This window comes from Lysobacter sp. N42 (assembly GCF_004344885.1).
This window is the reverse complement of the sequence record NZ_SKFB01000001.1, coordinates 470,241-489,468: the sequence shown is the minus strand read 5'-3', so window position 1 is coordinate 489,468 and position 19,228 is coordinate 470,241. Positions and strand designations below refer to the sequence as shown.

At 43.9% G+C, this 19,228-nt stretch carries 18 protein-coding genes; 4 read left to right on the top strand and 14 right to left on the bottom strand.

Annotated elements, in window-relative coordinates:
• Positions 1 to 9 precede the first annotated feature (9 nt).
• Positions 10 to 1,032, top strand: coding sequence for a DUF3080 family protein (locus EYQ95_RS02475; protein WP_111914276.1), 1,023 nt, complete (start codon positions 10 to 12; stop codon positions 1,030 to 1,032).
• Between the two features lie 2 nt (positions 1,033 to 1,034).
• Here EYQ95_RS02475 and EYQ95_RS02470 read toward each other — a convergent pair whose 3' ends face one another.
• The 12 genes from EYQ95_RS02470 to EYQ95_RS02415 all read right to left on the bottom strand — a co-directional run bounded on the left by EYQ95_RS02470 (position 1,035) and on the right by EYQ95_RS02415 (position 14,642).
• A complete protein-coding gene (locus EYQ95_RS02470; RefSeq protein ID WP_111914277.1) occupies positions 1,035 to 1,907 on the bottom strand; it encodes a diacylglycerol kinase family protein in 873 nt (290 codons plus the stop codon).
• A 3-nt stretch (positions 1,908 to 1,910) separates the two neighbouring features.
• A complete protein-coding gene (locus tag EYQ95_RS02465; RefSeq protein ID WP_111914278.1) occupies positions 1,911 to 3,569 on the bottom strand; it encodes an amino acid ABC transporter ATP-binding/permease protein in 1,659 nt (552 codons plus the stop codon).
• Positions 3,562 to 5,214 carry a thiol reductant ABC exporter subunit CydD gene (cydD, locus tag EYQ95_RS02460; protein WP_111914279.1) on the bottom strand — a complete coding sequence of 551 codons (1,653 nt, stop codon included), beginning with the start codon at positions 5,212 to 5,214 and terminating at the stop codon, positions 3,562 to 3,564. Before cydD ends, EYQ95_RS02465 begins: the two co-directional genes overlap by 8 nt.
• 13 nt (positions 5,215 to 5,227) lie before the next feature.
• Entirely contained in the window at positions 5,228 to 6,235 is a 1,008-nt protein-coding gene (gene cydB / locus EYQ95_RS02455) for a cytochrome d ubiquinol oxidase subunit II (protein ID WP_111914280.1), read from the bottom strand.
• On the bottom strand, positions 6,232 to 7,638 hold the full coding sequence (locus EYQ95_RS02450) for a cytochrome ubiquinol oxidase subunit I (RefSeq protein WP_111914281.1): 1,407 nt from the start codon (positions 7,636 to 7,638) through the stop codon (positions 6,232 to 6,234). Before EYQ95_RS02450 ends, cydB begins: the two co-directional genes overlap by 4 nt.
• Before the next feature lie 118 nt (positions 7,639 to 7,756).
• Entirely contained in the window at positions 7,757 to 8,251 is a 495-nt protein-coding gene (locus tag EYQ95_RS02445) for a hypothetical protein (protein WP_207801077.1), read from the bottom strand.
• A 48-nt stretch (positions 8,252 to 8,299) separates the two neighbouring features.
• Positions 8,300 to 10,162 (bottom strand): argininosuccinate lyase, encoded by a 1,863-nt coding sequence (gene argH, locus EYQ95_RS02440; protein ID WP_111914282.1) that lies wholly within the window; start codon positions 10,160 to 10,162, stop codon positions 8,300 to 8,302.
• Positions 10,159 to 11,367: an argininosuccinate synthase gene (locus tag EYQ95_RS02435; protein WP_111914283.1), complete on the bottom strand. Its 1,209-nt coding sequence runs from the start codon at positions 11,365 to 11,367 to the stop codon at positions 10,159 to 10,161. The genes argH and EYQ95_RS02435 overlap by 4 nt, the downstream gene beginning before the upstream one ends.
• A 12-nt stretch (positions 11,368 to 11,379) precedes the next feature.
• Complete coding sequence (argF, locus tag EYQ95_RS02430; protein WP_111914284.1) at positions 11,380 to 12,279, bottom strand: ornithine carbamoyltransferase; 900 nt, start codon at positions 12,277 to 12,279, stop codon at positions 11,380 to 11,382.
• Positions 12,280 to 12,294: 15 nt separating this feature from the next.
• Positions 12,295 to 13,080 (bottom strand): acetylglutamate kinase, encoded by a 786-nt coding sequence (locus EYQ95_RS02425; RefSeq protein ID WP_111914285.1) that lies wholly within the window; start codon positions 13,078 to 13,080, stop codon positions 12,295 to 12,297.
• Positions 13,077 to 14,069: an N-acetyl-gamma-glutamyl-phosphate reductase gene (argC, locus tag EYQ95_RS02420; protein ID WP_111914286.1), complete on the bottom strand. Its 993-nt coding sequence runs from the start codon at positions 14,067 to 14,069 to the stop codon at positions 13,077 to 13,079. The genes EYQ95_RS02425 and argC overlap by 4 nt, the downstream gene beginning before the upstream one ends.
• Before the next feature lie 81 nt (positions 14,070 to 14,150).
• Complete coding sequence (locus EYQ95_RS02415; protein WP_111914287.1) at positions 14,151 to 14,642, bottom strand: M48 family metallopeptidase; 492 nt, start codon at positions 14,640 to 14,642, stop codon at positions 14,151 to 14,153.
• 260 nt (positions 14,643 to 14,902) lie between these two features.
• Between EYQ95_RS02415 and EYQ95_RS02410 the strand changes: the two genes are divergently transcribed.
• The 3 genes from EYQ95_RS02410 (at position 14,903) to EYQ95_RS02400 (ending at position 17,461) form a co-directional block, all read left to right on the top strand.
• Entirely contained in the window at positions 14,903 to 15,280 is a 378-nt protein-coding gene (locus tag EYQ95_RS02410; protein WP_111914288.1) for a hypothetical protein, read from the top strand.
• Positions 15,281 to 15,395: 115 nt separating this feature from the next.
• Entirely contained in the window at positions 15,396 to 16,091 is a 696-nt protein-coding gene (locus EYQ95_RS02405) for an ABC transporter ATP-binding protein (RefSeq protein WP_111914289.1), read from the top strand.
• Complete coding sequence (locus tag EYQ95_RS02400; RefSeq protein WP_111914290.1) at positions 16,085 to 17,461, top strand: ABC transporter permease; 1,377 nt, start codon at positions 16,085 to 16,087, stop codon at positions 17,459 to 17,461. Before EYQ95_RS02405 ends, EYQ95_RS02400 begins: the two co-directional genes overlap by 7 nt.
• A 16-nt stretch (positions 17,462 to 17,477) precedes the next feature.
• On the opposite strand, the gene EYQ95_RS02395 is transcribed toward EYQ95_RS02400, so the two are convergent.
• A complete protein-coding gene (locus EYQ95_RS02395) occupies positions 17,478 to 18,413 on the bottom strand; it encodes an alpha/beta fold hydrolase (protein ID WP_111914291.1) in 936 nt (311 codons plus the stop codon).
• Complete coding sequence (locus EYQ95_RS02390; protein WP_207916201.1) at positions 18,410 to 19,228, bottom strand: PhzF family phenazine biosynthesis protein; 819 nt, start codon at positions 19,226 to 19,228, stop codon at positions 18,410 to 18,412. The genes EYQ95_RS02395 and EYQ95_RS02390 overlap by 4 nt, the downstream gene beginning before the upstream one ends.

The window sequence follows — 19,228 nt, the reverse complement described above, 5'->3', positions numbered from 1 at the left end:
TCTTTAATAATGTTACGTATTGTACGAAATTTAAATTTTCACCACCACAGCCGAGGCTATCTTTCTCTTATATGTGCTTTTCTCCTAACTATGGCGTTAGTTAGCTGCACTAAAGGGGAGTCCGTATGGTTGAGTTATCACGCCGCTATATCTCAATTTTCTGAGAATAATGCAGAGTTTGAAACAGACTCCATTCGTTGGCCGCCGGCGAAACGAAACTCTGTGATCAACCTCAACAACCCGCAAATAACGCTCTACAATTCGTTGCAGCTCAATCATTGTAAATTGGGGCAGCTGGTTGCTCAACGCAACAGTTCCCTTGGCAACGTATTAGTCCCTGCCAACGAGCTTTTGCATAATATAGAGGTTTTACAAGCAATTCCTCAGTGTATTGAGAACCAAAATATCAGCGAAGATCTCGCGTTAACACTTCAGGAGATGGCTTCTATTAAAACGTCACAAATTTCCGCTCATATTCATAACTTTATTGTGGCAAGCGAAGCTATGCAAAATGCGCTTACTCCCTCAAGTAGAACTTTTTCACGCGTAACTACAGACGACTCTGAAGAGCTTCAAGCACTCGCCTATGTCGCACAGGAGCTAAATAACATGAATGAGTTACGTGAAGGCTATGCAATTGACAAACAAACATGGAATGAGAGTTTGCAAACGTTACATAGGGGAAGCTATTTACCTCAATTATGGATGTCGATTACTAGGTCTACAGAGCAACTCAGAAGCGCATCTCAGCAGTTACAAGAGTTACTACAAGAATCAACTTGCACACCATCCCAGTATGAAGCTTTTCAGCAAATTATGACTAAGTTCAATGAGCAAATATCGCCTTTAGTAACAAGCACCATAGATGCGGGGGAAGTAGCACGTGAATCAATCAACACTTTAAAGGGTTTAGTACAACATGCTGGCTGGCAACAGCACCTTAATTTCATCGGTAATTACCAAGCATTACAACAAGCATTTGAGCAGCATCAGTCAGAGCTCAACCAACTACAAAGAAGTTGCAGTACTTAATTTTACAGACGCTTACGAATATGAAGCTGCGCCGTAGCTAAACTAATATGCGCCGGTGTTTCCCCTATATACTCGCCATCTGCGTGCATCGGTAAATTGTCGGTTGTTACATCAATAGACTTAAACTGACCGGTAGTCACAAATCTTTTGGAGGTATGCGTCCCTTTGAATATCTGTGCAAAACCCCGCATTTTCGCAACAATCGAGCGATCTTCAACGCAGGTATATGACAAGAAGCCGTCTTGAGCATCTGCATGGGGTACAACTTTCATTCCGGCCCCATAATACGGAGCGTTTGCGACTACAAACATTAAGCATCGCAGCTGTTCAATAGCACCCTCATCTGTTGTCGCTGAAAATGGCTTACCACGATAAGTAAACAACATACGAATAGCAGACAACGCATAAGTTAAAACAGGAAAGAAAGACTTACTGGACTGAATGCGTTTAATTAAAGCGCCATCAAAACCGATCCCCACAGAGTCAATAAACTTTGTATCGTTTACTTGCCCTACATCACAGCTTTCACTTTTTCCGAGTACGGCGGTTTCAATATAGAACTCAAGGCCTTTACCTAACCCCAACCAATAACGTCCAAAGTCGTTACCTGTGCCTGCGGGAATATAACCAATATCCCCAGTAAAATCAGTTAATAGGTTAACCGCTTGGTGCAACGTCCCATCACCACCAATGACTATGGCGTCGCTAAAACTCTCAAGGCGCTCGGAGAATTTGTCTTTTGCTTCAGATAACTTAGGCTCTGTTGTAAAAACAACATATTCACGCCCAAGTTGCTTCAATTTTTGCTTCAGCATCACCAATACTTTGGCGCGCTTTTCGGCATAAATAGGATTAAATATTATTAGTGTTTTCAAAAATTATAGTTCTTCAAGCTGCTGATTAGTCATGTTTAAGTACCGATCTACGGGTGGAACATCCGCTTTCCTGTGAGCGAAGTAGATTACCGTTTTGTCTTTGAATAAAAGACTTAATTTTCCCTCAATCTTCTCGCGCGTAGCTTTATCTATGCCACGGAAAGGCTCATCTAAAATAATGAATTCACTGTCTTGTAGCAATACTCGAGCTAGAGATATTCGCCTTGCTTGTCCACCGGAAACGTTAGCGCCCTGGCTTTCCAGTAGCATGGCTAATCCTTTCTTGTGAGATTTAACCCAGTCATCTAACTGCACGGTATTTAACACATCCCAAACCCGCTGCTCCGTAATAGACACATCACCTAATGTTAAATTTTCCCATAAACTTCCCGAAAAAATTTCATCTCCCTGCATTAGGTAAGATATCCGCTGCGTTTTTAAAGTCTCTGGGCTAACAGGCTGTCCACCCCAAATAATACGTCCCTTCGTTAAAGGTAAAATGCCGACTATAGCGTCAGCTAAGCTTGATTTTCCCACGCCTGAGCTAGCGAGTACCGCGACATGGTTTCGGGTTTCAATCTTTAGGTGTTGTACCGACAACAATAAGCGTTCACGCCTGTAGATTTCTAAATTTTTTATCACTAACCCATTTGTATTGCAGTCAGTAACCTCAATCTTTGAGCCTGTTTCTTGAGTCAATTCAGACAGCGAAGACAATGCTGACGTTACTTCGCCGTATCGTAAGCTACCTACAATCAACTGCTGCCAACTCTCTGCTAGAGCTACTAAACCCAGTACAATAAACACAGCCATCGGGCCTGAAATACTGTCATTTTTCCAAGCATGGATAGTTGTGAGTGTGATGAAGAGAACCATTACTCCATGAATAAACACAGTTCCTGCCATCTTGAGGCCCATCATGGATTCATTATCATCCACCGATTGCGCATACTGCTCACTGATTTCTACCATAGATTTTCGGTGAGTTTCCGTTAAGCCCCAAGCAGTGCGCTCTGGTAATAACGCCAGGAAATTATATGTATTTTTCTTAAAGTCGAACTCAGAGGTGTATTCTGCTTTCGATTTTATTTTTGCATTTTCGGCCCCTTTACGTACAAACCACGCGGTAAACGCTACAAAGACTCCATAGATAATTGCTACGGGCCAGTACACGATGGCAAGCACTACAAGCATCAACATAGAAGTGGATATGAATAACAACCAAGGTGTTGCTATACGCAACCAATACAGTTCCAAAACCGACAAATCACGGTTTATTTTGTGTGACAGTTGAGCAACGGAGAGCCCTTTTATTGTGGCAAAATCCATTTGCCGTAGCTGTTTAAAGGTCCACACGCGCCATATACTCTGTATTTTTAGAATAGCGTCATGATTAAACACACGCTCACCGTAACGAGAAACGGTTCTAAGCACAGCAAAAAGTCGAATAGCAGCTCCGGGCGTATAAATATTGATAGCTCCAATCAACGCCAATACCCCGGCGAATGCCGAAGCCGTGATAAACCACCCGCTCAGCGCGAGTAAGCCAACCGTGGAAATTAAACTTATAAAAGCTAAGGCCAACCCACATGACAAAGTTCTTACCAAAGCTTTGTCTTTTGACAAACCTCTAAACAAAGGGTGCAAGATAGGCCTAAACATTGACTGACTCCAAGGCGGTGCCACATATAGCTATCTCTTTGTCACAAACCGCCAGAACATCAGCGTCGTGGCTAGCAATAATCATTACATAACCCTGCTGTTTCAATTGCTGTATTAAGTTAATTACTTGGGCAGCATGGTGTCGGTCTAAGCTCGCCGTAGGTTCGTCCCACACCACGACATTTGACGAACTAATCAATGCTCGCGCCACCGCCAACCGCTTTAATTCACCTCCAGATAAACCAAAACCATCCGGCCCTAAATAAGTTTCTAAACCGTTCGGCAGCTCATTGAATAGCGATCCCAACCCCGCCTGCTGTAGGCAAAAAATAATCTCTTCATCAGTGCAGTTCGGAGCTGCCAACTTAAAGTTTTCTCTTAAGCTACCTTGTATAACTGCTGGCATCTGCGGCAAATAATTAATTGCAGCCTGTTCAAAGGTCTCCGGTTCAATACGAACATTGCCAGCTCTTTCAGGTTGAAGCCCCGCAATAGTTTTCAACAAAGTAGACTTGCCCACACCTGTTGGCCCGGTAATAACCACGCATCCGCCTTTATTCACATCAAATGAAATGGGTGACAAAGCAAGGTTTTCGCCATTGTATCCGAGCTCAAGTTTCTCTACGCGAATAGCATGCACCACAAAGTTCTCACGCTCGCCAGCAGTCGTAGATGGCTCGAAGTCGACTCGTGTGATTAAGTCTGCGGCAGCACCTAGTGCCTTAGCACGATCGTGGTAGTAATTTGCAAACTCTCTTATCGGTTGAAAAAACTCCGGAGCTAACATCAGCAGTAACAATCCAGAAAACCAAGTCATCTCGCTAGCGGGTCCAATACTGTGAAAGCCCAAAAGCGCGAACCCTACATATATGGCCACTGCTGCTATGGCTACAGCAGTGAAAAATTCGAGCACCGCTGACGATAAAAAGGCGACTTTTAGAGTGCGCATATTAATCATTCTGTATCGTTCGGAAGCTCTGTGAATCTCCTGCTCTGCCCAATCACTGCGGTTAAACAAACGTAGCGTGGTAATGTTTCGGACACGATCAATGAAAATAGAAGAAACCCGCCGCAATGTTTGAAAATGCTTTTGGTTCAGTTTTTCTGCTCCCATCCCCACTAACGCCATAAATAACGGTATTAAAGGGGCAGAAAACAGTAAAAATAGACCTGCGATCCAGTCTAAGTAGAAAACAACACTGATCACGGCTAATGGAATAACAACAGACACATATCGCTGAGGAAGGTATTTCAGAAAATAGCTTTCCATTGCGGCAACAGGCTCTATCAACAAATTTGATTCAGAAAAGTCGATTTGCTGGCCAGCATTAGCTTGCCAATAATTGATTACGGCATTATTTGTCGCACTACGCATCTTATAGCGAAGTACTGAGCTCCAACGTACTTCCCATATAGATATCAGATAACTTAATAAAGTAACAAACAGCCACAACGTAATAGCGGACCATGGCATCAAGTCATGATCACTTCCAATAACGGTTGCGAGAATATAAGCGAGTAAGCCAATCCAAACTACTCTTGTAAGTTGCTTAGAAACAACCAACAGAGTCAGAATTGTCGACGTTTTAGAGAATGAACGGTGTAAGCGCGCCAATAACTGGCGCGCTTTTTCTTGTTCTGACATAAAGTTTGTTTAATTAGTGATAGCCATGACCGGCTTTAACTTTGCCTCTGAAAACCCAGTATGTCCATGCCGTGTACACAAGTACGATAGGTATCACGAAAAGCAGCCCTAATAATAGGAAGAGTTGACTTTCGTGTGCAGAAGCCGCGTCCCACAAAGTAATACTTGGCGGCACTACGTAAGGAAACTTAGAGGCTAATAGCCCGAAATAGGTGAAGATAAACAAGCCCATAGTGGCTACGAATGGCGTTCCATCACGCTTTTGTTGCACAGCGCTATAAATTCTCCATGCACATAACAATGCCAAAACAGGAAGCAACCAAATAACAGAAATACCGCTAAACCAACGATTCGAGACAAACTCGTCGACAAATGGCGTGTACAAACTAATGGCGACAAAAACAACAAGCACGGCTAGCAATAAACGCTTTGTTACCCGATAGGCAAACTCTTGAGTTTCACCCTCAGATTTTAAAATTAACCAAGTCGACCCCAGCAAACCATAACCAGCTACCATCCCTAAACCGGTAAGTACTGTAAATGGTGTAAGCCAATCGAAAGCACCACCAACATATACGTCGTTTACAACTTCAAACCCCTGAATATAAGCCCCTACAACAGCACCCTGCGCAAAAGAAGCAACAATAGAACCACCAGCAAACGCCCAATTCCATAGATACTTTGAGGTTTTGGCTTTAAATCTAAATTCAAACGCAACGCCGCGGAAAATGAGACCGGCTAGCATCAGGAATACACCGATATAAAGTGCCGGAAGAAATATGGTGTACACCAAAGGAAATGCCGCTAGCAACCCCGCTCCACCTAATATCAGCCAAGTTTCATTGCCGTCCCAAACAGGAGCGACTGAGTTCATCATTACGTCTCTCGACTCTTCACTTGGAGCAAATGGAAATAGAATTCCCTGCCCTAAGTCGAAGCCGTCCATAAGCACATACATAATGACGCCAAATGCGATAATAGCGGCCCAAATAAAGGTTAAATCAAATACAGGTTCGCTCATGACTGTTGCTCCTCTAATTCCCAGCTTGCACCAGCGGCTGACAGTGGTCTCTTAGCTCGTTGCTCCGGGTGTTCACTTTCGTCTTCTGGACCTTGGGTTACGCCCGTTTGAATGACTCGCATCAGGTAATAAGCACCAGCGGCGAATACAATGGCATACACAAGGATGTAGCCAATCAAAGTGAACAAGGCCATCCAGCCGGTTAAGGACGGAGTGACGCCATCAGCGTGAGACAACTGTTGATAAATAAGCCATGGAGCTCGACCCGTTTCTGTCACAAACCAACCTGCAAGCACCGCTATAAAAGGAGCAAAACTCATGTAAGTTAAACCCTTGAGGAACCATTGTGACTTCACATATTTCTGCTTGTATCGTAATGCTAGGCCAATTACTGCGAAGAGAACCATTAACATACCCAAGCCTACCATCACTCTGAACGACCAGAAAACAATAGCAACAGGTGGTCTTTCGTCTTTGGGAACGTCTGTAATGCCAGGCACTTCACCATTTGGGTCGTGCGCGAGAATTATACTTGCAAGCGATGGAATACCGATTTCAAAGTGATTCTTCTCTGCTTCCTGATCTGGAATTGCAAAAAGCAATAACGGAACGTTTGTTTTCCTTTCCCAGTTCCCCTCCATGGCGGCTACTTTAATGGGTTGGTGTTCTAGCGTGTTAAGACCATGGATATCACCAACGACCACCTGAGCTGGCGCGATGACTAGCAGCAGCCATAAGGTCATCGACAAGGCTTTACGGTGTACTTCTACGTCTCGCTTGCGCAGAATAAACCATGCACTCACTCCAGCCACTACAAAAGCACCGGTAAGGAACGAGGCTAGCGCCATGTGGAAAAAGCGAGGCCATAACGAGGCATTAAAAATAGCATCACTCCAACTCACCACATGGTATAAACCGTCTCTCAGTTCTACACCTGCTGGGGTTTGCATCCAGCTGTTTGCAGAGAGAATCCAGAAAGACGAAATGAAGGTTCCAGTAGCAACCATAACCGCAGACAGAAAATGAATACCTTGTGGAACTTTGCCTCGACCGAAAAGCAAAATACCTAGAAACGCCGCTTCTAGAAAGAATGCCGTCACTACTTCATAACTTAATACAGGTCCAAGGAAGTTAGCAGACAACCGAGAAAACTCACTCCAGTTTGTTCCGAACTGAAAAGCCATTACGATTCCAGAAACAACCCCCATACCAAACACTACGGCAAACACCTGAGTCCAGAATTTTGACAACTGCTCCCAAACAGGGTTTTGAGTTTTAAACGACAATCCCTGCAGTACGGCGATATAGGAAGCTAATCCAATCGTAAACACAGGGAAAATGGCATGAAATGAAACCACGAACGCAAATTGAATTCGTGAGAGTAATAAGGGATCGAGTTCCATGGCTACGTCCTTAGATAAGAATTTTCTAATATAATAACAATACTTGCTTTACAAACTTTGAGCTAGATCAAACTTTTTTAGATAAAAAAAACCCGCCGGATGGCGGGTTTTAAATGAATTAGTTATTCGGATTTATTTCGGAAATATGAACCGTGGCGGGCTGTAATTCCCCGTCACTATATGTTCCTACCCAAATGTTGTACAAACCACTTTGCGGGCTGGCGAAGTGGATCATAGGGTCTAAGCCGCTTGAATCGTCGTTGCAGTACCAGCGACCATCAGGTGCGTTAATGACCAAAGTTGTGTCGCTGTTGGCGCGAACATATACATACAACCCTAAAACGCCACCAGACGAGTAATTAAGGTCAATATCTGGCGCTTGATAGTTTATGTGGCCAACACATGATGAGCCTAACCCCTGCACTTCTTGGGAACCACCGGCCTGAATGGAGTATGTCCATGGATCTGGCATAAAGCCTGAGTTTAGAGTTGCCGTTGTAAACACAGGGTTTGCTCGCCAGTTCGGTAAATTACCTTTTTGGGCTTCCGCTAGCTGGGGAATACTGAGTGCAGTTGTAGCGAGAACTGCCACAGCAATTTTATTTATGTTCATAGAGTTAAGTCCCATTTATGATGTTGGTCAAACCTAATACTAGTCTAATCAATTTAGTTTTGCACGCTGCGTAATCCAAATTTCAAGACCCGTTTCATCGCAACAAGATTTTTTCGGGCAGATTTCACAATCTTTCATAACCTTTTCTGGCCAATCGAATTTATTCGCAGTAGCGAAACCAATACGCTCGAAAAATTCGGGTTTTCGGGTAAGCACAATTACGCGTGATATACCGAGTAAACGAGCTTGTTCTAGCGAAAACTCCACCATAGCTTTACCAAGCCCTTTGCCTGCATGTTCAGGAACCAAGCCTAAAGAGCGAATTTCAGCTAATCCAGTGCCGTATACATACAAAGCACCACAACCGACAACTTCACCTTCATACTCAGCGACAGTAAAGGTGTGAATGGCCTGCATAATGTCTTCTGCAGCTCTAGGAAGGTGTTCACCTTCTTTCACCCAGTATTGAATCAAAGAAACAATAGCGTTCACGTCGTGCAATGTTGCTTGGCGAACTTTAGCTATTCCAGCTCGCTCTCCTCGTGCCCGAAGTTGAGCTTGCCGAATTGCTTCCTTCACTTGCGAAGGCGCAGTTCCCCCAAAAATATTGCGGCGTTCCAAGCTTGAAGCTATGGTCAGCTTGTCATACACATCTTTTTCAATCTCTTTACTTGCCGACTGCATTTCGCCAAGGGTTAACTTTTCTAACGGAATACTTTGCTCTATTGCGGTGAGCACAAGCTTTCCTGAAATATCATGTGCGTCTCTGAAAGGTATGCCTTTATCCACTAGGTAATCAGCAAGGTCCGTAGCATTGCTATAGCCTAGTTCAGCACCCTTCAAAGTAGCCTCGCGGTTCACAGATATTTCCGGAATAGAGCCTTGTAGCACCACCAAGCATTGATGCCACTGATTAACGGCATCAAAAAACGCTTCTTTATCTTCCTGAAAGTCTTTGTTGTAGGCTAACGGAGTACCCTTCAACATCATGAGCAAAGACTGCAAATGCCCACAAACTCGGCCTGTTTTGCCGCGAACAAGCTCGAACACATCGGGATTCTTCTTCTGCGGCATAAGCGACGAGCCGCTAGAAATTTTGTCACTTAATTGAAAATAACCAGCTTCACCAGAACAATAAAACACGATGTCTTCAGACAACCGTGATAGGTGAGCCATCGAAAGACTTGCCACATGTACTATTTCAACCACGAAATCTCGGTCAGAAACCGCATCTAGGCTATTACGCGATGGTTCAGTAAAACCTAAACTTTGCGCAAGCTGAAGTCGATTTATGGCCATTCCTGAGCCCGCCAAAGCCCCTGCTCCTAGAGGAGACACGTTTAATCGGCTAGTTGCTTCTTGTAACCTTTGGAAATCCCGCTCCAACATCTCCACATAAGCTAACGCCCAGTGAGAAACAAGAATGGGTTGTGCCCTTTGCAAATGGGTATAGCCCGGCATAACTGCTCCTTCCCATGTCTTTGCAAAATCGATGAGCACTTGAATCACCTTGGCTAACGCGGCAGATAGCTGTTTGCATTGCTCACGGGCGTACAAACGCAAGTCTGTCGCAACTAAATCATTTCTGCTTCTACCGGTATGAAGCTTACGGGCTACAGAACCAATTCGTTGCTCTAGGGTAACTTCAATCCAACCATGAATATCTTCTTCACCCGAGGCAACCGGAAGCTTTGGATTTGCTTCAAGTTCCTTTTTTAATCCCAATAAACCGAGCTTCAACGAGTTGAGTTCGGCTTCCGTAAGAATGCCCTTATTTGCAAGCATTTCAGCCCATGCCAAGGACGCCGTAATCTCATACGGAGCAAGAACATAATCGAAGCTTATGGAGTCATTAAAGTCTTTAAAAGCTTGTAACGACGCTTCTTGAAAGCGCCCTCCCCACATACTCATGAGCCCTCCTGCACCAACGCTCTAATTTTCTGTGACAAGCTAAATAAACGAATAAAACCTTCAGCATCTTTTTGGCTATAAACTTCGTCTTCGTCAAAAGTCGCGAAAGACTCCAAATATAGAGAGTTCGGAGACTTGCGTCCGAGTACACGAACTTGTCCTTTATACAAACCTAGGCGAACTTCACCAGTCATGTTTTGCGCCAAGTTCTCAGTAGCAGCTAAAAGAGCCTTCCGCACCGGAGTGAACCACTGGCCGTCGTACAAAACATCGGCTAATTGCACACCAAGCTGGTTTCTTAAACGCCAACACGGGCGGTCTAGAACCAATGACTCCAAACCTCGTAAAGCAGTATTCCAAATGGTTCCACCAGGAGTTTCATAGCAACCACGAGACTTCATACCAACGAGACGGTTTTCAACAATATCGATTCGTCCGATACCGTGCTCACTACCTAAATGATTCAATTTCTTAAGCGCATGAAGCTGATTAAACGACTGGTTATTCACACCTACTAGTTCACCTTTTTTGAAGCTAAGGGTAACCACCTCTTCTTCGTCTGGAGCTTGTTGGGGAGATTTAGACAACGTCCATACTTGGTCGCTAGGCGACTGCCATGGATCTTCTAATTCTCCACCTTCGTGTGAAATGTGCATAAGGTTTGCGTCACGACTATATATTTTCTTTAAAGATGCACTGGTTTCAATTTTGCGCTCTTGCAAGTAGTCCAACAGATCTTTACGAGACCGCATCGACCATTCACGCCATGGCGCGATAACTTGTAGGTGAGGAGCTAGGGCCGCAACCGCACTTTCGAAACGAACCTGATCGTTACCTTTGCCAGTGCAACCGTGCGCGACAGCATCAGCACCTAATTTTAACGCAAGCTCTATTTGCGCTTGTGCAATCACTGGCCTAGCTAACGCTGTGCCCAATAAATACTCGCCTTCATACAAAACGCCAGCACGTAGAGATGGAGCGATTACTTCATCTACAAATTGTTCTTGTAGGTCCACCACATAGCAATCTGATGCACCAGACTTGATAGCTTTGTCATAAATTCCTTCAAGCTCTTCCGCGCCCTGCCCGACATCCGCCACAAACGCGATAACTTCACATTGAAAGTTTTCTTTTAACCATGGAACGATAGCAGAGGTATCTAGACCACCGGAATATGCCAATACAACCTTTTTAATTTGACTCATTTTAAATAACCTCTAACCGTTAAAAACTTCGTGTAACAACGCTTTTTGCACGTACAAACGGTTTTCCGCTTGTTGTAAAACTGCACTAATTGGTCCATCAAGAACTTCATCTGTAACTTCATGCCCACGATGAGCTGGTAAACAGTGTAAAAACGTTGTGGCTTGCAGCCGCTCAATAAGATCTTGATTGACTTGTAGATGACCAAAAACATCAACAGCTTCTTTGTCACTCATACTCGAGCCCATAGAAACCCACGTATCTGTGTAAACAACATCTGCATGCTGCACTTCGCTCAAGTCATTAATCACGCGAATGTTATGATTTGGATAAACCTCATCGATGCCCTGCCAGATCTCAGGAGTAGGGCCGTATCCCTCCGGAGTAACCACGGTCAGCTTTAGTCCCAATGCTGCCGCACCAACCATGAAGCTTTGACAAACATTGTTTCCTTCTCCTAGGTACAAAATATCAACGACCCGGAGATCAACCGGATACCGCTCTTGAATGGTTAACAGATCGGCCAGGGTTTGGCATGGGTGATGAATGTCACACAAAGCATTAATTACCGGTATTTTCGATCCTGCCAGTTCCTTAAGTGTTTCATGTTTAAATACCCGTGCCACAATAGCGTCTGTCCATAGTGACAAATTGTTTGCAATGTCCTGAATAGACTCACGACCACCCGGCTCTATCATTTTTTGGTCAAGATAAATTGCGTGCCCACCCATTTGCTGAATACCGACTTCAAACGTTACTCGTGTTCGCAAGCTCGGTTTCTCGAAAAGCATTGCTATGCTTTTCCCTTTCAGAACATTTAAATACCCTGAAGGGTGCGCTTTAATAGTTGCAGCCATTTTTAATACGTGATGAATCTGGTCTGCTTTTAAGTCAAATAACGACAATACGTTCATTCTATTTCCTAATAATTAAACTACGACTTGCGTACCTATTGAGGCACCGTTTAATACTGCGATTACATTCTCAGCTGAAGACCAGCTTGTAATCGCGGTGCTTCGTCGTGTTCGAATCGTCGCGTTCTGAGCTGCTAGCAACTTAATTCTCATGCCGTCTGAAACAAAGTTAGACTGTTGCAATTGCAAGCATTCTGAAGCAGGTATTGTGGTAATAATGTTTTTATCAGCGTCGAGTACGCCTTCAACATTACTGAGTAAAACTAGTTGTGCTTGCAGGAGAATTGCTAAAGCTGCGGCCGCCAGATCGGCATTAACATTTACGAGTACACCGGAATCTAACAACCCTATAGGGCTAACAACTGGAATAACATTCTTTCCACAGAAATAGCTAAGCGTTGATTTTAACGCCTCTGCTTTGTCTACATTCTCCCAATCAGGCGCAGCTACCGAGCCAGCGGTTATTGATTGGATTAGTGGAACGCCACCGCAATCAGATAAAGAAAGTCCTACTCCATTGAAGCCGGCAGCTTTAAGCACAGACACAAAAGACTGGTTTGCGTAACCGGCAAGAGCTCCTACGACCCAAGGCACATGGTGAGTTGGTGTTTGTCTTTCCCCGTCAATCTTGTGTGTTGTTTCACCAAGATGCTCAAGTGCTTCATCCACATAACTACCACCGCCATGAACAAGAATAATTTTGTGTTCAGAACAGCTACTCAATAAAGACGTAATAAAATAACTAAGAGCCCCTTTGTCTACCAGTGCTTCACCACCTAATTTCACTACAACAAAACTCATTTTATAATTCCCTCATAACGGCTAAAGCCACATACCACGTTGGCAGCTTCCAGAGCCTGTGTTGCCGCCCCCATCATTAAGTTATCTATTGCGGCAACCACTACGCCACTTGAGCCTCTACTATGAATAGAAACATGACAGTAAGGAGTATGCGCCACATGATGAGCCGCGGGTGCCTGCTCAACAACATGAACTAATGCATGGTCTTTGTAGGTTTTGTTATATAGAGCTGTTAATTGTTCGGTGGTCGCAGAGTCTTTCAGTTTAAAGTCGATAACAACCAGAAGACCTCGTGGAATCGCACTAATCACCGGAGTAAAATGAACAGGTATACCAAGATGAATTGAAATTTCAGGCTCATGCCGATGATTAAGTAATCCGTAAGGCTGAATACTTACCTCACAAAACGAGTTTCTCTCACTCGGAGCCTTGCCCGCACCAGAAACCCCACTTATACCAGTAATACCAATATCTGCGGATGATGAAATTAAACCATGCTCCACCAACGGCTTTAACGCTAGAAGTGATGCTGTGGGATAGCAGCCGGGAATAGAAAATAGACTGCCTTTAATGCTTTTATCAAACCAAGGCATGAGCATATAAGGTACATGCTGAAAACGTGCTTCATCAGCAATATTTAAACCATATACTTGCTGGGTAAGCTCGACGTTCTGCAAGCGAAATGCGCCCGACAAATCGAAAACCCTTACCCCTTGCTCTACAAGGAAAGAAGCCCAATGGAAGCTTGCTTCGTGGGGTAAAGCCAAAAATGCGACGTCAAAATCAACGCCCTTAATAGCTTCTTCTGTTGCTGGATAAATATTGTCTACATTCAGGTACGGTTTATGCGGAACATTCTTGTGCCAGCTCTTAAGACCGGACTCATGAGATCCAAATACCCGTACAAGCTCAAACTGTTTATGCCGTAGTATGCACTCTACGAGCTCTGCACCGGCATATCCTGCCGCACCAAAAACAACACACTTCACTTATTCATCTCCTCTTAATGAGATGAATAATACGTCGAAGACTCTACCTATTCAATATATTTATTCATATTTAATGAATAATTATAGATAGCGAGCTTGCTTCAAATCCTTTTCTCTCTGAACATAATCAGGCATATGATGTTTTAATATTGCATAAAAATTTGAGTTATGATGTTTTTCTATGAGGTGTGCAAGCTCATGAAGTACTACATAATCCAAGAGCTTTATTGGGTAATGGCCAAGGGCTACATTTAAATTAATATTTCTCGTACGAATATTACAGCTGCCCCACCGGGTTTTCATAAATCGAGTTTTCCAACCCGAGTACTCGACATTTAAGGCTTTACTCCATTTGTCGAGAAGTTCAGGAACATGTTTAAGCATTATTTGTTTGCAACGAGCTCGATCGATAACGTCGGGCTTGGGTAATTGTTCAATATAATCTTGCTGCTTCTTAATCCAGTCACTTTTTGACTGAACAAAATCATAAATGTACTTTTCTGAGATACGGACAGGTGCGCTTACAACAACCTCACCCAAAGGTTCCTTTACCCGAATACGAATGGAGCGCATTTTTTTTCTTATAAGTTTAAATTCAACCAAAACCGTACTTCCAAAAACTCAAAATATTGCTAAAAAACAGTTGGAATTGTTAATCAGATATTAATCAAAAGTTAAATTTTTAGGCACTTTTTGTTGTTATTTTTATCATGTTTTTCAGAGATTTATATTTAATGGTTAAGAAATAAACCGTTCATATTTCTGTCACATTCTCACTCTACCATGCGCGGCAAATTCAACTACACCTTCAAACTTGTCAACGGAGTTTAACCATGAAAACTGCAATCACTATGTTAACCGCGTTTGTTGCCGCAACGTCCATACATGTTAATGCTACAGAGCAAGCAATGGAAACATTTAGCAATGTAGAATACTGCGAACTAGCTAATGCAATGGGTCCTACCCGTACTAACGTGTTGCGCGCATACTCAGAGCGCTTGGGCTATCAACCTACTCGCCAAGAATGCAAAAACCTCCATCAAAGCAATGCTCAAACAGCACAATTTGAGTTGGAGTCAGAAGTTCGCTCAATGAGAAGAACTAGCTCAATCCGCATTCCTTCTCAAACACTAGAGTCAATGAAACAACTACCTAACGCTGAGCAGCAAATCGCACTTGAACAAGTCATTACACGTTCAGCGCCTTTCTAAGAGAAAATATAAGCACCGACTTGTGCATGGGTCGGTGCTTTCCTCTCCATAAACGCTAGAGAATTCACCATAAGTTCAGGTACACTTCCATTTCATTTGTAGTTAGAGAGCTGAAATGGAAAATCAACAAAGTCACGATGCCACTTTAACACTCGAGCACATCACGTTCTCATGGCAGAACAACAAACCGCCTTTGCTTAACATACCGAGCCTGCAACTTGAGCGCGGAGAGCACTTATTTTTGTATGGAGCTTCAGGTTCGGGTAAAACGACACTCCTGAATATTATATGCGGAATTCTTAAGCCCAGTAGAGGTGAAGTGTTTATCGGAAAACAATCTTTATACGGCTTGTCTACTGGAAAGCGCGACGTTTTTCGCAGTAAAAATATCGGTTTAATTTTTCAGCAGCTCAACCTTATCCCTTACTTAAGTGTTTTAGAGAACGTTCTTCTTCCTGCTTACTTTGCACATAGGCACGATAAAACAATTAAAGAACGTGCTAGGCAATTACTTGAATCCTTAGGCTTTCAAGCAGACGCAATGACCAAGAGTGCATCCCAGCTCAGCGTCGGCCAACAACAACGCGTCGCTATAGCCCGCGCGTTACTCCTTAAACCCTCGTTACTTGTCGCCGACGAACCAACCTCAGCATTAGACTCCGATAATCGCGACAAATTTATGGAACTACTATTGAGCGAAGCAGAGCAACATGGCACGTCGGTGATTTTTGTCAGTCACGACCGTTCACTCGCTAAGCATTTTCAGCGAACGCTTGATATACACTCGTTTAAGGACCAAGCCGTATGCTAATTCGTATAGCACTCAAAAGTTTATTGAATCGAAAAGCTACGCTTATTATGACCTTTGCGTCGCTTCTCATTAGCTTGTCACTGCTTTTTTCCATCGAGCATATTCGTCAGCAGTCTAAAGAGAGTTTTCAAAGCGCGATCTCAGGAACGGATTTAATCGTTGGTGCACGCTCAGGACAGCTCAACTTGCTTTTGCACTCAGTATTTCGTGTGGGTAACCCCACCTCTGCCGTTACATGGGAGAGTTATGCGTCTATAAAGGAACATCCAAGAGTTTCTTGGACTATTCCTATCTCGTTAGGCGATAGCCATCAGGGGTACAGTGTAATTGGTACCAATCACAATTATTTCGAGCACTTTCAGTTTGGAAGGCAACAGTCCCTAACATTTTCTCAAGGACATCCTTTCGATACTCAATTTGGTGCGGTAGTTGGTGCTGAAGTTGCCCAAAAGCTAGGGTATGAACTAGGCGATGAATTTACCATATCCCATGGAACTGGCGGCATAAGCTTCAGTGAACATGAAGGACAATATTTCACGGTGCAAGGTATATTGAATCCAACTGGCACCCCTGTTGATCAAAGTATCCATGTTGCGTTTGCAGGCATAGATGCCTTGCACCACAGTGAACCAACAACGACCACTGCAGCAGGAACACCTGACTTTTCGGCTACAAGCTCATCGGATCATGAAGAGCACACAAGCCATGATACGCATGACCATGAAGATGACCATGAGCATGAACACGAAAACGCCCACGCTCACGAACACGACGCTGCACAATCGGAACATTCGAGTATAAGTCTAGATTATGAACCGCGTGTTATTAGTGCATTTTTTGTGGGCATCGATATGCGCGCGGCAACGTTACTGTTGCAACGCTATGTGAACACATATAACGACGAACCATTAACCGGTATCATTCCAGGCGTGGCAATGACGGAACTTTGGAAAACGTTGTCTAGTTTCGAAAACATACTTCGACTGATTAGCTTCCTCGTACTTATTGCAACGTTAACAGGGCTTACCACAACCTTGTTAGCAGCTATGAAAGAGCGAGAGCGAGAAATAGCAATTCTTCGTGCCGTTGGTGCCAAGCCATTGACCATTTTTGCACTCATTCAATTAGAGGTTCTAGCTTTAATCTTGAGTTCTATTGTGGGTGCATTTCTGCTTATTTGGGGAATGCTCATCGCGGCTCAGAATTGGTTGATGAGTACCTATGGAATACTCATTTCTACCAATCCATTGAACACCGAAGTAATACAGTTAGCGATAATCAGTGTGATATTAACTTTACTTATTGCTCTCGTGCCGAGCTATATGGGTTACAGAGTTGCTTTAACAAAAGGGCTGACTCCGCGCATTTAACGCGGAGTCATAACGGTTAACGTAAGAAGCCGGTTAGATACTCCACGAAAACATCAGGTTGTTCAAGGTGGGGCAAATGCCCCGCCCCTTCAAAGGTTACAAGGCCTGTTGCATCTAAGTTTAAACTCTCCATAACAGCTTCATGTTGAGCAAATGGGACGGTTTTGTCTGCCGTGCCCCAGAACAGAAGTGTTGGAATTCCGGCTTCAGCGATGCGTGCGTAATAGGCCGGATGATCATCTGGAGTGAAGTTATAAACCGAAGAAGTAATTGCGCGAACAAAGCCCTCGCCTTTTCTTTGTTGCTGGTAACTTTCAGTTAAATGAGCAGCCACAGAAGCACCGTAATGTTCAGGAGAAATCGAGTTTTCTAATGAAGGAACATAAAACGCACTAAACATATAAAACCCCAATGACGCTGGCACGCCAGGTGCTGCAATAGGTTCGTGCAAAGGTGCTATAAAAGCGGCTGTTTCAAATCGGTCCGGATGATTCGCGACAACCCGCGCTGTCACCGCTCCCCCCATTGAAAGTCCAACTATTCCTCGAGCTTTATCGACTCCTAATGCGTCCATTAACCCGATTAACTGCCGCTCAAATAACTCGCCCGTGTACGGCACGTCCGGACGCTCTGAGAAACCACGGCCGAGCAAGTCATATTGAACCACACGATATCCTCTAGCAACTAGGTTTCTTGCTGTTGTACCCCACACTTCCATAGGCATACTAAAGCCATGCACTAAAATGACTGTTGGTGCGGTTTCGTCGCCGTCTATAGTGTAATGAGTTTCTCCCACTTCCAAACTTACAAATTCACCTGCGGCATTCGCTTTGAACTCCTGAGTATAGGCTTCAGACTCTTCAAAGCTTCGTAAATGCAGAACACTAACCCAAATAATCAAAAGAGCTAATAATACGAATAATGCTACGGTAATCCATTTTATAATTTTCATTCTGAATCCCTAAGAAGTTGTGAAGGAATGAGTATTTCGCCTTTTAAATAAGGTACAACCTGACCTTTTAAAGTCACACGATCATCTTTAACTGTACAATGTACTCGGCCGCCTCTGGCGCTGGCCTGGTAGCCGATTAACTCCTGTTTACCTAATACAGACGCCCACAACGGAGCTAATTCGCAATGAGCTGAACCAGTTACAGGGTCTTCCGGAACCTTAAGTTTTGGAAAAAAAGCGCGACTTACAAAGTCATACTCGGCATATTCATCTGCGGGTGCTGTTAATACCACACCTCGCCCGTCTAAATGACAAAAAGCCTCTAAATTCGGCTCTACTGCTCGAAGCTCGGTTTCGTTTGCATATTCAACAATATAGTCATAGCCCTTATATACCTGCTCAGGCTCTATAGCCAATCCGATTTCCAACGCTTCAGGCGCCTCACAAAGCTCAGGCATAAGCGCAGGAAAATCGAGCGCTAAATACTCACCCTCGCGAGAAACATTAAGAATACCGCTACGACTATTGAGAGCAATTGACTGCTGCTCGTACCCTAAATAATGAAACATGACATAGGCAGCTGCTAAGGTTGCATGACCGCACAGATCGACTTCATCCTCTGGCGTAAACCACCTGATTTCATGCTCTCCTTGCTGGGTGACGATAAAAGCAGTTTCCGAAAGGTTATTCTCGGCGGCTATATTTTTAAGTACCTTTTCTGGAAGCCAATGAGGTAACGGGCATACCGCCGCAGGATTTCCCGAAAATAGCGCATCTGCAAACGCATCTACTTGGTAAATCGGAATATTAATCAT

Excerpts from the sequence above, each read along its gene's own strand:
- EYQ95_RS02475 (WP_111914276.1), top strand. The coding sequence starts at position 10 with ATGTTACGTATTGTACGAAATTTAAATTTTCACCACCACAGCCGAGGC.
- EYQ95_RS02465 (WP_111914278.1), bottom strand. The coding sequence starts at position 3,569 with ATGTTTAGGCCTATCTTGCACCCTTTGTTTAGAGGTTTGTCAAAAGAC.
- cydD (WP_111914279.1), bottom strand. The coding sequence starts at position 5,214 with ATGTCAGAACAAGAAAAAGCGCGCCAGTTATTGGCGCGCTTACACCGT.
- cydB (WP_111914280.1), bottom strand. The coding sequence starts at position 6,235 with ATGAGCGAACCTGTATTTGATTTAACCTTTATTTGGGCCGCTATTATC.
- EYQ95_RS02450 (WP_111914281.1), bottom strand. The coding sequence starts at position 7,638 with ATGGAACTCGATCCCTTATTACTCTCACGAATTCAATTTGCGTTCGTG.
- EYQ95_RS02445 (WP_207801077.1), bottom strand. The coding sequence starts at position 8,251 with ATGAACATAAATAAAATTGCTGTGGCAGTTCTCGCTACAACTGCACTC.
- argH (WP_111914282.1), bottom strand. The coding sequence starts at position 10,162 with ATGAGTATGTGGGGAGGGCGCTTTCAAGAAGCGTCGTTACAAGCTTTT.
- EYQ95_RS02435 (WP_111914283.1), bottom strand. The coding sequence starts at position 11,367 with ATGAGTCAAATTAAAAAGGTTGTATTGGCATATTCCGGTGGTCTAGAT.
- argF (WP_111914284.1), bottom strand. The coding sequence starts at position 12,279 with ATGAACGTATTGTCGTTATTTGACTTAAAAGCAGACCAGATTCATCAC.
- EYQ95_RS02425 (WP_111914285.1), bottom strand. The coding sequence starts at position 13,080 with ATGAGTTTTGTTGTAGTGAAATTAGGTGGTGAAGCACTGGTAGACAAA.
- EYQ95_RS02415 (WP_111914287.1), bottom strand. The coding sequence starts at position 14,642 with ATGCGCTCCATTCGTATTCGGGTAAAGGAACCTTTGGGTGAGGTTGTT.
- EYQ95_RS02410 (WP_111914288.1), top strand. The coding sequence starts at position 14,903 with ATGAAAACTGCAATCACTATGTTAACCGCGTTTGTTGCCGCAACGTCC.
- EYQ95_RS02405 (WP_111914289.1), top strand. The coding sequence starts at position 15,396 with ATGGAAAATCAACAAAGTCACGATGCCACTTTAACACTCGAGCACATC.
- EYQ95_RS02400 (WP_111914290.1), top strand. The coding sequence starts at position 16,085 with ATGCTAATTCGTATAGCACTCAAAAGTTTATTGAATCGAAAAGCTACG.
- EYQ95_RS02395 (WP_111914291.1), bottom strand. The coding sequence starts at position 18,413 with ATGAAAATTATAAAATGGATTACCGTAGCATTATTCGTATTATTAGCT.
- EYQ95_RS02390 (WP_207916201.1), bottom strand. The coding sequence starts at position 19,228 with ATGATTAATATTCCGATTTACCAAGTAGATGCGTTTGCAGATGCGCTA.